Here is a 13,528-nt window from a genome sequence, read left to right on the forward strand (position 1 = left end):
AACTATAGTAGGCTTTTGGAAAGCTAACTGCTACGAACAATTGAAAATCAGGACTTATAGACTATAGTCAGCCGGTAAAATCATTGCCATCTTTTTTTCTGAAATTGCTCCAGAAAACAATATTTTATCGAAGTTTGAGTACAATCCGTAAGCATCAATCCTAAAATCAGTTGTGTAAAAGCTTATTGAAGATCTTTTCTTACCCTTATAAAGAATATCGAAGCCCCCCACATATTCTTTAGGATTGAACCCTCTCTTTTGCTGTTTTACCGTAACTTCCATCAACGGTCCCACGAGTTGGAAATCCATAAGACTGTCTTCGCTTGTGCGGTAACCTTTATAATAAAGATGAAATCCATTTTGCTCTAACCGACCAGTTTTTAATGCTCTGAAAAAAGATAAAGAAGAATTTTGATAAGCTTCGTGTCTTCTCTCCTCAATCTCTTCAGTCGATTTCATTGATTTAAATTGAGTAGTTCCGGAAAATACACTCGATTTAATGAGAGTTTCCATCAATGAAAAGTCTCTATATTGCACTTCAAATTTGATAAGGTTGTAGGTAATATCATAACCCAAATAATAGTTTTCGATTTCTAGTGCTTTGTCTGAAATAGCCGAAAAAGTTAACGACTTAGGGTCATATTTAAACCTAATGTCTTCCTCATTCTTTATAATACATTTCTTCTGAAGTCTCTTGTTTCCTATAAACTGCTCCTTAAAAGCCTTCAAAAGCTGCTTTCGTGAAAAGGGATTATTAAAAACAACAACTTCCCCCATGACTGATACATCTTCTTCTAACTTGAATAAGTAGGGTTTACCAGTTGAAGGACTTTCCAGATAGCGTGTTTTATATCCAACATAACTTACGATCAAAATAGCATTGATTTCAGCTTTTACTTCAAAGCTAAAAGAACCCTTTGCATCAGTTACATCACCGATAGTGGTTCCATCAAAATATACTGATGCCCCTATTAACGGATCGCCTTCAATATTCAGAACTCTTCCGGAAATTTCTTGCGAGAGAAGTGAAGACGGTAAAAATATTGTAGAGAAAAAAAGTAAAATCAGCGATTTTTTAGTCATGATATTAGCTACTGGGAAGAATGCATTAAAAAGAAAACATAGCGATCAATAATAATGCCAGTTCCATATAAAAACCAAAGGTTGGACTGACGTATTTCTTATCTAAACGTACTACCATAAAATTAGCTTGCAGCCAAAAAAAGATTGAAGGAGTAACAAAACAGAATGATTATTCCAATTGTCCGGGGCCATCCTGTTTGTGCTACCTTCCTAGGTTTAATTTATTTCCTAGACATTAAATTTATACTTGAAGTTATAACTTTAACGGATCCTGTTTCAATAAGAATGTGGTGCATTCATACAAATGCGAACTATAGTTTTTTAATTGCTTAGGCTTTTCAAAGAAGTTTTCGATTAGCACAGCAAAAAACTCATAATGGTCAATTGCAGCAGCATTACGAAAAAAAGAAGATTCTCCATTCTCTATTTTAGTCATTTCGTAAGCTGCTAAATCAGAATAATCTAACCATACTTTATTATCTAAAAAGCCGTATTCAGCATTTTTAATTCTATTTTCCAGGTGGATAGCATGTGCTAATTCATGCAAGCCTAAGTTAATACCATCACTTTCATAAGCAATACCTTCTACTAAGTTTCGCCACGACAAAGCAATGATTCCAAATCGTGGATTCACCTCTCCTTTATGATATTGATTGTTAATAGTGGAATAGTAGCTATCCGGATATATCAAAATTTTTTCAAAATGTGACAAGTAAATTCGAGGGAGACCAAATGTTAATTGCACTGACAGTGCCGCCACAAGGACTTTCATCTCCTCTGTAACTTCTTCCATGTTTCTTGGAATAAAGGTTTTGGCCTTAATGAACTGCCCCACGCGTTTCATAAACTCTTGCTGATGTTTTAGTTTGAGGTTCCGAAAATATGGGGAATACTTCTTTAACTTTCGTATTTGCTCTTGACTAAGGCGTTTTCCACCTATCATTCTAAAGTAGTTTAGAATAGGAAGAAAAACATTCTTGAAGATCATAAAAGCAAGGAGCAAAAGTGAACCTATGGCTATTATTTCTCCCAAGATTTACGGCAAAAAGTCAGGCTTATCCAACTTATTATTAATTCTATAAGCAGCATTTACTAAGCCTACATGACTGTACGCTTGCGGAAAATTCCCCCACATAGAGCCATCCGAAGATTTTACATCCTCACTTAGTAATCCAACATGATTTGAATAGCCAATAACCTCTTCAAAAGCTTCCATGGCTTCCTCAGTTCTACCTACACAAGCAAGCGCTTCAGCATACCAAAATGCACATATCAAGAATGTAGTTTCGGGCTCTCCAAAATCATCAGCATGCTTATAACGGTAGAATAGGCCTTTCCCTACCTTCAAGTCTTCTTCCAAAGCCTTCAAATGATCTTTGGCTTTTTGACTATTGTGAGGCATGTAATTCATCATAATCAGCTGTAAAGTACTGGCATCCATTCTTTCCACTCCTTCTGCTTGTGCATACGCCTTTCTGCTAGGAGCATAACATTTTTCTAAGTGAGCAGCAGCTTGCTTTAATAACTTTTCTGCTTTTCTGCCCAATTCAATCTCTCCAATTTCTTTTGCTATCTTCATAGCAGCATGGCTACCAGCCCATTGAAAAAGGTGAGTGTATGCATGCTTTTGCTTCAAATTTCTGAATTCCCATAAACCTGCATCCGCTTCATCCATAGTAAATTCAATCTTGTCCAAAATAGTTTTCAACAAATAACCCGACTGGGACTTTTCCATATTCGCAAATCGCTTATCGGTGTACAGCGGGAGGATAGCTAATAAAATTTGCCCATAAACATCATTTTGAATATGTGTGTAAGCATCATTACCCACTCTAACAGGTTGATTGCCCATGTAACCTGGAAGATCTAGCTCTTTTTCAATAATAGTGCTTTCACCAACCAGATTATAAAGTGGCTGAATTCTTTCTTTTCCCCTCATCGGAATATTTGTGAGGTACAAAAAGTAATTTTCCATTTCCTCAAAGTGCCCAATATTATTGAAAGCAGTTAATGTGTAGTAAGTGTCGCGCATCCAACAATAGCGATAGTCCCAATTACGAGTACTACCTGGTGATTCAGGCAAGGACATCGTAGGAGACGCAATGATTCCTCCAGTATCCTCATACTGATGAATTTTCAACGCTAAAGATGACCGTATAACCTCCTCTTGATAATGCTGGCCAATACTGGTGGATTTTACCCAGTTTTGCCAATAAAAAACCGTTTTATTAATGAAGTTTTCAGCCGTTTCCTGCAGTTCCGCTTCCAAAGGAGCGCCATAAGTCATCACCATATAACGTGTTTTGGTTAGCACAAAAGGACTGCTGTCCATCAACATATTAATCGGAATATTAGTCGTTAGTCTCAATGTTTCGGGCAGGCCAAAATAACGGATGTGACTACTTCCTCTTTCTCTAGTTAACTTCTTTTGACCGTAATCACCCACTGGATTACAAACCACTCTCAATTGTGGCAGACCTCTTAGAGGCTCGATTTTTCTAATCAGCATTTGAGGGCGATAATAGCGGTCAAATTGACGAAATCTCGGAGCGCAGTCCGTAATCTTGTAAGCAAACTCATCCGTTTCCACAACTGTTTCCAGCACATTGGTATTGGGAATATATGCTTGAGTAATTTTGTAATTTTCTGATGTCGGTTTGATGCTAAACTCACCCCCTTTCTCTCCTCCAATCAAACTCCCAAAAATAAAAGAGCTATCAAAACGAGGCATGCACATCCATTTAATATCGGTGTCTTTTCCAATTAATGCTAAATAGGCGCAATTGCCAATCATTCCAAGGTCGTAAGTATGTCTATCTTGCATATTCTTATTTCTTAAAGTCTATAATTTTTTAAAATATTCTAAAGGGAAAATATGGTGCCTTAAAATATCATTTGCCATAAACAATTTCGCCCAAATTAGCATCGAAATTTTCAATCGCATCTTTAATGAGTCGAATGGCTTCTAAATAGAAAACAGGATTTATTTTATCAGCAGTATCTGTAATTTTATGATAATCGGGGTGGTCATCCACTCCAAAATAAATAAAAGGTATTTGTGCTTTGTGGAAAGGAGCATGATCTGATGCAGTAACCCAGTTGGGTTTTTTCTTAGGCTCGTCTCTTCCAAATAATAACTCGATGCCCTTATCCTTGGCTGCTTCCTTAATCAGTGGCTTTAGGAAAGGAGTAAAATATGTTCCCACAGCATATAACTCATTTTTATCGCCTCGGCTAACCATGTCCAGATTGACATTCATCTTGATTCTACTGGTATCCATTACCACTGATTGCATAAAAAATTTCGCACCTTGCAAGCCCATCTCTTCAGCATCAAAAAAAGCAAATAAGAGATTGTTTTCTGGCTGGTTTTCCCTGAAATATTCAGCTAAGGCTAAAAGTGAGGCCACTCCGCTTGCATTATCATCCGCTCCATTAAATATTTCTGTGCTATTTTTCATGCCTACGTGATCATAGTGTGCAGAAATCACAATAAAATTCTTCCCTGAAAACCCTTCTACAAAACCCAAAATATTTACCGCTGGAATACTGTCTTTACCAAATGTAAAAGACTGCGTATAATCTTGTACATAGGCAGAAACGCCTAGTTTTTGCAACCTTTGAATAATAAATCTTCTAGCTATATCATTCCCTTCTGTATTCGTTTTTCTTCCTTCCAAAGAATCAGATGCTAAAAAATACAAATCATTCATTACCTTGGCAGAGTCAGGGAACGCTGAAACGGAATCCTCTTGTGCAAAACCATGCTGAACAAAGAGCAGACTAATAATTATAAGGTACAATCGGATTGGCTTCATCAGGATACGGGTTCTTTTATATTTTTCATTCTAAATGATAAAGAATAAATTTATAGATAATGACGTTAAGATTCAGCTGATTATGCAAAAATCTTTAATTTTTCTGCGAATTTAGTTTTATGCGACATTTTATATTTTCATTATTATTGATTTTTTCTTCCTTGAGTGCTTATTCTCAAGAAGCTTTCCCGTTTTTAAACAAGAGCAATCAGCTGCCAGAAGATCTACTGAAGAGACGTGCCGTAGTTTTCATGAATGTCAATTCTTTAGAGTGGGATAAAGAAGCTCAAAAAATCCATAATAGTTTTATTGAAATAGGGGTGGATGCTGTGGCATACTATGCTTTATCAGATATTATGTCTGGTGAAGATGCCACAACTGCTTTCTATTCGGATATCACTCAAAGGAGCATTGAGAACATGCTTATTATCCATCAAACTAATTCAGGTTTTGAATTGTATGCTACCAAGATTCCCCCAGAAGGTGGGTTTTTCCAAAAAAATATGCAAGCTTTCTTCTTAGATGCAAAATCACTGGAAAAATTAGGGGCTGATTTGCAAATAAGGGTTAATAAGTCAGATTTAGAAAGGGAAAACTTCTTAATAATTGATGTCCCGGAAACTTTCAAGCGTACAAATGTGATCAAATCTAGAAGAGTTGCCAGTTTTAACCCTGATATCAGAATTGATAAGCTGGCAGTGCCCAAATTTACAGATAATATAATGCTTGATATGGATATAGATAAAGCAAATGCTGAACTGGACTCCATCATGAAACAACATTATCCGTTCAAATTCGGATTGATTGATCCTGATATGACAACAGAAGAGATGATTAGCCAAGGCTATTTGATGGTACTTAAAAAACTACAAAACAATGGTGAAAGTCTTCGAAGAATGCTGGGGTATGACCTATCAGAACGAGAGACTTTATTAATATCAGTGAGGAAAGGGAAAAATGAAAGAGTAATGAAGTACCGAATAGGCGAGCATGTGCATAAATACTATGTGCAACAGCTCTATACCAAAGATATATACCTAGGTAATACTTGGGATGCTGGAAAAACATGGCAAGAAGCCCTAATTAACCATATTGAAAACCTCAAAGCTCAATTAGAAAGGTAGTGTTGTAATGGGAAGAGATCTTTTTAGTTCTTCGTCATTAATAAACTGCTTTTAAGTCACCTATTGGAAATAAAAAACTTAGGTATGAGATTTGATAACGCTTCAACTACTATTAAAAAACTTAAACATTATTCGATATGAAAAAGCTGAGTGTATTTTTTACTACAATTTTATTAATTTCTATTTCTCCACAAATACGTGCTCAAGACAGATCAGAAACTAAAAACCTAAGAACTATTTCTGTAAGCGGTTTTGCAGAAAAAGAAATTGAACCTGATATTATTTATTTTACTATTTCTTTAAAAGAGTACCAACTGAAAAACGGTAGTAAGTTTCAAATGAGTGAATTGGAAAATCAATTGGTGCGCGCAGTTGAAAAAGCTGGCTTTGATAAGGATATTCTGACGGTTGAAAACGTCTTCGGCTACAACTATAGCTGGAACAAAAAGACTGAAAATAAGGATTTTATGGCAAGAAAGCAATTTCAATTAAAGTTGCCAGGTGCAAAAAAGTTAAATTCTATACTCGAAAAGCTTGACCCAAAGGCCATTGAATATGCAAGAGTGAGCCAATACACTCATTCACGTTTGCAAGAACTTAATCAAGAACTGCAAGTTGAGGCTGTGAAAAATGCAAAAGCTAAAGCAGAGGCTCTATTAAAGCCCTTAGCTGAGCAAGTTGGTAAAGTCTTGGAGGTTTCTGAAAATCAACAAAAATATCAGCCCATCTATTACAAGTCTTATCAGAATAATAGAATGATGTCAGCATCTGATAGTGAAAGTATGGCAGTGGAATCAGACTTAGACTTTAAGAACATCAAATTAGAAGCAGAGATACATATTGTCTTTTTGATTCAATAATTTGTAATTAAGCTTATATATTGCATTTGATTTAACTAAAGCCTATTAGCTAATTATGGCTTAGATTAAGTTCAATACTTAAAAGCAAACAATGAATTTGCTTTGAGTCTTAAAACTTTATAATCCGTATAAAAAATTTTTACTATGCAACCACTAGAAATTAATAGCTATGAAGACTTCAAAGCCTATGAAGGACAAGAATTAGGCGTTTCCAATTGGCACACCATTGACCAAAAACAAGTTAATCAATTTGCAGATGCCACACTCGATCACCAGTGGATTCATTTGGATGAAGAAAGAGCCGCTAAGAGTCCATTTGGAGGAACTATAGCACATGGATATTTAACACTGTCTTTAGCGCCCTATTTATGGGAGCAGATTGCAAATGTTAAGAATCTAAAAATGATGATTAACTATGGAATAGAAAAAATGAAATTTAATCAGGCAGTGAAAGTTGGCTCATCAGTCAGGTTGAAAGCGAGTTTAAATTCAATAGTGGATTTGAGAGGTGTGAGCAAAGCTCAAATTGATATCGTTATGGAAATAAAAGATGAGAGAAAACATGCATACACAGCATCGCTCATATTCTTATATCATTTTAACTAATCGAATTTAATCTCAAATTTTCAGAATAAAATGGGATAAAATGCCCAAATTATAGAAAGGCTTTTTGGAGATAAAATTAGGCAGTAGCTTCAATGTTGCTGTCTTTTTCTACTTCATGTTGAGAATATGTAGGACAGGTTCTTTGAGCACAAGCTGAAGCAAAAAGTATTAAACCAGATATTGCTGCGAATAATTTTATAGATTTTTTCATGGGTTCCTTTTTTTATTAAATGATGTTACAAATTTAGGTTGATATTTTTTGATAAAAAATACGGATAGAGTCATTTGTTACTTCTTAGCTTTTATTATGTCCGCTGGGAAAGATAATCGATAAATGACCATATTTTAGCATTAAAGCTTCTATATCTTAAGATTAAAAAGACTTATCTTTTCTTGACTCTTGTAAGTTTAAGTTTTTTAGTGTCGCTGCACGAATAAAGTTTACATTTGTGCGTAAAATAATACATCAAAACCTATGTTACATAATTGTTGAATAAAGACTAAATTCATTTTTTAACATAATTTTTTAAGCCAAATCTTTCTTAATACGTATTTTTGAAAAAATTCTCTCTATGAAAAACTTCATTTCGATCTTATTTATTGTCCTTTTGACCATTTCTTGTGATTCTTCAAAAGAAAAGAAAAATGAATTATCTGAAGAAACTGAAAAGAAAGATTTACAAGTTCCCTCTTTTAGCGGTGCTATCGCTTATCAGTTTGTTCAAACCCAAGTAGATTTTGGTCCGAGAGTACCGAATACCGACCCACATTCAAAGACAGCGCAATACCTTATAAGCCAATTGGAAACTTTTGGAGCCAATGTTAAGACTCAGAAATTTGAAGCAGATACTTATGATGGTGAAGTCTGGAACTTAACGAATATAATTGGTTCCATTCAGCCTGAAAAAACGAAAAGAATCCTATTGGCAGCGCATTGGGATACAAGAAAAATCGCTGACAAAGATACTGAAAGAAAAGACGAGCCAATTGATGGTGCAAATGATGGCGCAAGTGGAGTTGGTGTAATATTAGAAGTTGTTAAGGCTATTCAAAATGCAGAACATAAGCCTAATGTAGGAATAGACATCATATTTTTCGATGGTGAAGATAATGGCGAGCCACAAGGCTTATCAGGAAGAGATCCTTCCAAAACATGGTGGTGTTTAGGCTCTCAATACTGGAGTCAAAACAAGCATATCCCAGGATATTCGGCATACTATGGCATTTTACTGGACATGGTAGGTGGTGTTAATGCTCAGTTTCATAAGGAAGGCTATTCCATGAAATATGCCCCAAGCATTGTGGAAAAAGTTTGGAATACTGCAGATCAAATTGGATATGGGAGGTATTTCATCAATAATAATGTGGCTTCCATCACGGATGATCACTATTTTGTAAATGAATTTGGCAAAATCCCCATGATTGATATCATTGCCCATGAGCCAACTTCAGGGGATTTCTTTCCTGATTTCCATCATACTCATAAAGACAATATGGACATCATTTCGCAGGAAACCTTAAAAGCAGTGGGCCAAACGTTATTGCAAGTCATTTATGAAGAGCAATGAAAAATATAAAATCAAGTTTTAGTAGATTTAAGACTGATTGCGTGATCTAGTAGTCCGCACTGACTTTCAGCCCACCACTTCCTAAAAAAACAACATGCTCAATATGCCGCTCAGCATAATGACTTTGCAAAAATTGCTTAGAAAATGATAGTGCTTTATCGTGTCCGCTTGACTTAACTTATGAATAAAATAGATTACAAAAAGAGTTAAGCCAGAGAAATAGAAGTATAAAATATCGTTTTCCAAGAACTGTGTCATATAGAAGATCAGGAAATAAAAAAGTGATATAAGAACATACAAAACCAATTTAGTTTTGCGAATCCCCCAAATAATAGGAAGGGTTTTACATCCAAAATCGGCATCTCCTTTCCAATCTTCCATGTCTTTAATTATTTCCCTAATAAGGCTTATGGCAAAAGCAAAAAGGCCGAAAGTATGCACTAACACAGGTTTTTGACCAAAATACAGTGAAATAATTGAAATGGAGAGACCTGTTAAAACAGCGACTATAAAGTTTCCTACGAAAGGGAGCCTTTTCAATTGATTGGAATACAACCATAGCATAAAAGCCGATGCAAAGTGAATAGCACCTATCTTCCAATCTAAAAAGGCACCAATAATAATAGCCGCGAAATTCAAAAAAGTATGCCAGAACAGAACCACTCTACGCTTGATTACCTTTCCCACTATTACTTTCTCTGGTTTATTGATGTAATCTATTTTTACATCGTAGTAATCGTTGATGATGTAGCCAGCTGCAGCTAAAAAAACCGTACTTAAACTAAGTAAAAAAAGCTCCAAATTGAGAATACCAATACCTTCTAGCAGATACAGTGCGGTAAGATATTGAGTCAGCACTATAATCAAGAGGTTTTGAACACGAATCAGCTTTACAAAACCTGGAAATGAAAAGTTTTTTGGCAACTGCTGTGTCATTATGTGGTTTCAAATGATTGATCGTTTAAATTTCAGTAATCAATTGCTTTTGTCCTAATAGGGGCTGTATTATTTTTTGAATAATATAATTTATCAACAACACCTTTGGGAGAAAGCAAAAAACTTTTAACACCGATAACTTCTAGTTGATTCCTAAAAAGTACTCTTCATTGCTCTTGTAATAAGTACTGCTTTAATCTTGAGATCAACTACTCTTGGTTGTCTAATATACTTTGACTAATTAATCTATACATTTCCTGTGCGGCTTCGTCATTTTGCAGCATTTCCATATGCTTATCTAATGTTTCTAAATCACCTCTTTTGGCTGGTCCAGTTTGCACAGATTTAGGGGAATGCTTCAGCGCTTTATCAATGGTTTCTAAAACCAATGGATGTAATAATGAAAAATCCAGCTTAGCATTGTTCATGATTTTCTCTGAAATACTCATCATGTGGTTTGTAAAGTTACAGGCAAATACTGCCGCCAAATGCATTTGTTTCCTTTGTACGGTAGAAACTATCTGAGTATTTTTACTCAAAGACTTTGCAAGATTATTCAAAATCTTTAGCGCTTCTTTATTCTCACTCTCCAATAAAAAAGGAAGATGCTGAAAATCTAGCGTTTTGCTTTTAGAGAATGTTTGTAAAGGATAGAAAACGCCTGTAGCGGCTGCTGTAGAAAATTCCAAAGCATCTAAGCCTTTGCTACCAGAAGTATGCACCATCAAACTCTGTTCAGGTAAAGCAATCTCATGAGCAATACTTTTAATCGTATCGTCAGGCACTGCTAAAATGAAAATTTGCGAAGGACTGTCTGTGAAATTTAAATCAGTTTTTACCGAAGCATCATATAAGTTTCCGACTAGTTTCTTTGCAGATTTTCCGTCCGGAGAGTACACCTCTTTTACAAAATGGCCAACATTTTCAAGAGCCGCTGCCAAATGCCATGCAACATTACCTGCTCCTATGAAACTGATATGGTATGCTACATTTTTCACTCCAAGCCTTTTCGCTTCATTTTATAAAACTCTGAATACCGTCTGAAAATGGCCATTCCAAAACCTATGGTCAGCACTAAAGTACCAATCCATAGCAAATTAATAAACGGCTTTTCGAGTGCTTTGAGAATTACATAATCCTTTTGAGTGGTTCGGACAGAAAGTGTAAATGTATTGGATTCTGGCTTGATGTTTTCAATATTGAGCTTTATACCAATCTCTCTGTTTTCATCCGGCATTCGACCTGCCATATTATCTCTAATCAAATAATAGGGATTCAAGATATAATCTTCACCATCTCCATAAACTTTGATGGTAGCCCTAACCGCAAGGTCATCTCCTTTTAGTTTCTCCCCTTCTATTTCATCTACTCTTTTAACTTCCTCTAAAACGGTAACAAAATCATTTAGGAAGAATTTCTCTCCAAAAGTGACGTCCATTTTTTTGGCTTCCGACCATTCAATCTCTTGTGTTGGATCAGGAACTGAAGAAACGTGCGTATATAAATCTTTGGTAAACTTCCTTCTGATATCAGGCGAAGAAATCAAACCACCCATATCGGCATTGATTTGTGCTCGTGGGAAAAGTGAAAACTTTTCTCCATCAGCATGAAGATAATCCACTTTGTAATAATGATTAGCTCCGTATACTTTCAAGGTATCTCCCTTTTTCAAGCTCTCATCTTCTCTTGTAATTTCTCTTTTGACTATTTTATCGTTTTCATTTGAAGTGTTCTCCAAATAAGATGCTTTTACATATCCACCATCATAAGTTTCAAAAAAACGACCCTTATAAGTCAAAGTATATTCACCCATTGTTTGGGGATCATTTATGAACAGTGGAATATTCTCTTGATTAAAGTTATCTTCGACTTCCTCAGAATTAGTCAATAATAAACCGGTATCGTTAACGGAAATAGTTCTGGAGTAACCTGTGGAAAATAAAATTCCCAATAGCATCATACCTAAACCCATATGGGCAATAGCTCCACCCGAAAGCTTATAATTACTTTTTACAATCTTAAAGAATATTTTAGCATTTGCAGTAATAGTATATATAGAAGCAATCACTAATAATATATATGGAATATTGGTCATTCCAGCCATAACAATTATTAATGCAGAAATGGCAAGAGTGATCAAAATTGGCATCAAAAGAGAGTCTTTCACTTCTGATTTCTTCATTTTCTGCCACCAGAAAAATTGACCTGTTCCAGACAAGATTGCTAAGCCCATGGCAAACCACATCTGCCATTTAGTATAAAATTCAACCTGGTCAGCTGGAGGAGCTAGATTTGAAATGCCCCCAAAGGACTGAATAATGGAATTGTAAACTGGAATTGAGGTGGGTAACAATATTTGAAAGCCCATTAAGCACAGTAAAGTAGCTCCCATAAAAATCCAAAACTCTCTAGAATAGGTAGAAACTTCTTTTTCAGTTGATGGGATATGTTTCCAGCGTACTACAGCCAAAACAATTGATATAATTAAAAAGCTTAATAAGTAAAGAAGTAACTGACCCGAAAGTCCTAAATCAGTAAAAGAATGAACAGAGGATTCACCTAAAACGCCACTTCTTACCATGAAGGTGGCATATAATACCATCAAGAAAACTGAAAGAACCAAAATAATGGAAGCTTTCAAAGCCGTTTCACTTTTCTTGTAAGTGATCATGGTGTGAATACTGGCTACTAAAACCAACCAAGGCACTAAAGAGGCATTTTCAACTGGATCCCAATTCCAAAATCCTTCAAAGTTCAAGGTTTCGTAAGCCCAATAGCCCCCCATTAAAATTCCAACCCCTAAAATAGCAGCAGAGAACAGTGCCCAAGGCAATGCAGGGCGAACCCATCCTATGAAATCCTTTTTCCATAATCCCCCAATAGCATAAGCGAATGGAATTAAAGTAGTAGCATAACCCAAGAATAAAACAGGGGGATGAATCACCATCCAATAATTTTGCAGTAATGGATTTAAACCCGTACCGTCTTCTGGGACATAATTTGGATTGATATTAAATATAGGCGCATCCATTGCGTCTCTCAATAAGATGAATGGAGAACTACCAATTTTCAAATCGCCTATGACTACTCCCAAAATCATGGAAGCAAGAAAAGCCTGTACTACTGAAAAACTCACCATCACGGAGGGTGCCCATTTTTTATTGGTCAATAATATGACAAACCCTAAAAGTACATTCCAGAATGACCAAAGCAAGAAACTACCTTCTTGTCCTTCCCAGAACGATGAAATTATGTATTCTACTGGAAGCACCTTTGAAGAATGGCTCCACGCATAGAAATATTCATAATAGTGATTAGAAATGATGGTGAATAGCGTAATGACAATGCCGAAAACCGCTAAGCCATGAACAACATAAGTAATTTGCCCATTTTTCATCCAGCCTTTTTGCATTTCAGGCAATGGGCTTTTTTCTGCTTTGTAGAAATTAAAAATAGAAATGAGGGCAGCTACAAAGCTTATAATAACAAAAAGGTGACCAATGTCACCTATTGCAGTATGTATCATATTTTCG

The 13,528-nt window shown here is 35.6% G+C and carries 12 protein-coding genes; 4 read left to right on the forward strand and 8 right to left on the reverse strand.

Annotated elements, in window-relative coordinates; all coding sequences use genetic code 11:
- Nucleotides 1-54 precede the first annotated feature (54 nt).
- The 4 genes from B9Y84_RS14905 to B9Y84_RS14920 all read right to left on the reverse strand — a co-directional run bounded on the left by B9Y84_RS14905 (nt 55) and on the right by B9Y84_RS14920 (nt 4,901).
- Nucleotides 55-1,083 (reverse strand): carboxypeptidase-like regulatory domain-containing protein, encoded by a 1,029-nt coding sequence (locus tag B9Y84_RS14905; protein ID WP_085518190.1) that lies wholly within the window; start codon nt 1,081-1,083, stop codon nt 55-57.
- A gap of 253 nt (nt 1,084-1,336) precedes the next feature.
- Complete coding sequence (locus B9Y84_RS14910; protein WP_085518266.1) at nt 1,337-2,026, reverse strand: zinc-dependent peptidase; 690 nt, start codon at nt 2,024-2,026, stop codon at nt 1,337-1,339.
- A 93-nt stretch (nt 2,027-2,119) separates the two neighbouring features.
- On the reverse strand, nt 2,120-3,907 hold the full coding sequence (locus B9Y84_RS14915; protein ID WP_085518191.1) for a glycoside hydrolase family 15 protein: 1,788 nt from the start codon (nt 3,905-3,907) through the stop codon (nt 2,120-2,122).
- A 67-nt stretch (nt 3,908-3,974) separates the two neighbouring features.
- Nucleotides 3,975-4,901 carry a M20/M25/M40 family metallo-hydrolase gene (locus tag B9Y84_RS14920; RefSeq protein WP_085518192.1) on the reverse strand — a complete coding sequence of 309 codons (927 nt, stop codon included), beginning with the start codon at nt 4,899-4,901 and terminating at the stop codon, nt 3,975-3,977.
- 119 nt (nt 4,902-5,020) lie between these two features.
- On the opposite strand from B9Y84_RS14920, the gene B9Y84_RS14925 reads away from it, so the two are divergent.
- From B9Y84_RS14925 to B9Y84_RS14935, 3 genes are all read left to right on the forward strand, one after another.
- Nucleotides 5,021-6,025: a hypothetical protein gene (locus B9Y84_RS14925; RefSeq protein WP_085518193.1), complete on the forward strand. Its 1,005-nt coding sequence runs from the start codon at nt 5,021-5,023 to the stop codon at nt 6,023-6,025.
- Nucleotides 6,026-6,162: 137 nt separating this feature from the next.
- Nucleotides 6,163-6,885, forward strand: a complete 723-nt coding sequence (locus B9Y84_RS14930; RefSeq protein ID WP_085518194.1) for an SIMPL domain-containing protein — start codon at nt 6,163-6,165, stop codon at nt 6,883-6,885.
- Nucleotides 6,886-7,029: 144 nt separating this feature from the next.
- Nucleotides 7,030-7,491 carry a MaoC family dehydratase gene (locus B9Y84_RS14935; RefSeq protein WP_085518195.1) on the forward strand — a complete coding sequence of 154 codons (462 nt, stop codon included), beginning with the start codon at nt 7,030-7,032 and terminating at the stop codon, nt 7,489-7,491.
- Between the two features lie 76 nt (nt 7,492-7,567).
- Here B9Y84_RS14935 and B9Y84_RS20940 read toward each other — a convergent pair whose 3' ends face one another.
- The gene (locus B9Y84_RS20940) at nt 7,568-7,702 is read right to left on the reverse strand and encodes a hypothetical protein (protein WP_262494123.1); all 135 of its coding nucleotides are present in this window, start codon (nt 7,700-7,702) and stop codon (nt 7,568-7,570) included.
- A gap of 361 nt (nt 7,703-8,063) precedes the next feature.
- Here B9Y84_RS20940 and B9Y84_RS14940 point away from each other — a divergent pair, with 361 nt between their 5' ends.
- Nucleotides 8,064-9,059: a M28 family peptidase gene (locus B9Y84_RS14940; RefSeq protein ID WP_085518196.1), complete on the forward strand. Its 996-nt coding sequence runs from the start codon at nt 8,064-8,066 to the stop codon at nt 9,057-9,059.
- Between the two features lie 81 nt (nt 9,060-9,140).
- On the opposite strand, the gene B9Y84_RS14945 is transcribed toward B9Y84_RS14940, so the two are convergent.
- The 3 genes from B9Y84_RS14945 to ccsA form a co-directional block, all read right to left on the reverse strand.
- Complete coding sequence (locus B9Y84_RS14945; RefSeq protein WP_245830871.1) at nt 9,141-9,995, reverse strand: geranylgeranylglycerol-phosphate geranylgeranyltransferase; 855 nt, start codon at nt 9,993-9,995, stop codon at nt 9,141-9,143.
- A 209-nt stretch (nt 9,996-10,204) separates the two neighbouring features.
- Nucleotides 10,205-10,993 carry a Rossmann-like and DUF2520 domain-containing protein gene (locus B9Y84_RS14950; RefSeq protein WP_085518197.1) on the reverse strand — a complete coding sequence of 263 codons (789 nt, stop codon included), beginning with the start codon at nt 10,991-10,993 and terminating at the stop codon, nt 10,205-10,207.
- Nucleotides 10,990-13,521, reverse strand: a complete 2,532-nt coding sequence (gene ccsA, locus B9Y84_RS14955; protein WP_085518198.1) for a cytochrome c biogenesis protein CcsA — start codon at nt 13,519-13,521, stop codon at nt 10,990-10,992. Before ccsA ends, B9Y84_RS14950 begins: the two co-directional genes overlap by 4 nt.
- Nucleotides 13,522-13,528 lie beyond the last annotated feature (7 nt).

The organism is Marivirga sericea, from assembly GCF_900177665.1.
Taxonomy (GTDB): Bacteria; Bacteroidota; Bacteroidia; order Cytophagales; family Cyclobacteriaceae; genus Marivirga; species Marivirga sericea.

Coding starts and splice junctions, on each gene's coding strand:
- B9Y84_RS20940 (WP_262494123.1), bottom strand. CDS start 7,702: ATGAAAAAATCTATAAAATTATTCGCAGCAATATCTGGTTTAATACTT.
- B9Y84_RS14935 (WP_085518195.1), top strand. CDS start 7,030: ATGCAACCACTAGAAATTAATAGCTATGAAGACTTCAAAGCCTATGAA.
- B9Y84_RS14910 (WP_085518266.1), bottom strand. CDS start 2,026: ATGATAGGTGGAAAACGCCTTAGTCAAGAGCAAATACGAAAGTTAAAG.
- B9Y84_RS14920 (WP_085518192.1), bottom strand. CDS start 4,901: ATGAAGCCAATCCGATTGTACCTTATAATTATTAGTCTGCTCTTTGTT.
- B9Y84_RS14940 (WP_085518196.1), top strand. CDS start 8,064: ATGAAAAACTTCATTTCGATCTTATTTATTGTCCTTTTGACCATTTCT.
- B9Y84_RS14930 (WP_085518194.1), top strand. CDS start 6,163: ATGAAAAAGCTGAGTGTATTTTTTACTACAATTTTATTAATTTCTATT.
- ccsA (WP_085518198.1), bottom strand. CDS start 13,521: ATGATACATACTGCAATAGGTGACATTGGTCACCTTTTTGTTATTATA.
- B9Y84_RS14925 (WP_085518193.1), top strand. CDS start 5,021: ATGCGACATTTTATATTTTCATTATTATTGATTTTTTCTTCCTTGAGT.
- B9Y84_RS14915 (WP_085518191.1), bottom strand. CDS start 3,907: ATGCAAGATAGACATACTTACGACCTTGGAATGATTGGCAATTGCGCC.
- B9Y84_RS14905 (WP_085518190.1), bottom strand. CDS start 1,083: ATGACTAAAAAATCGCTGATTTTACTTTTTTTCTCTACAATATTTTTA.
- B9Y84_RS14945 (WP_245830871.1), bottom strand. CDS start 9,995: ATGACACAGCAGTTGCCAAAAAACTTTTCATTTCCAGGTTTTGTAAAG.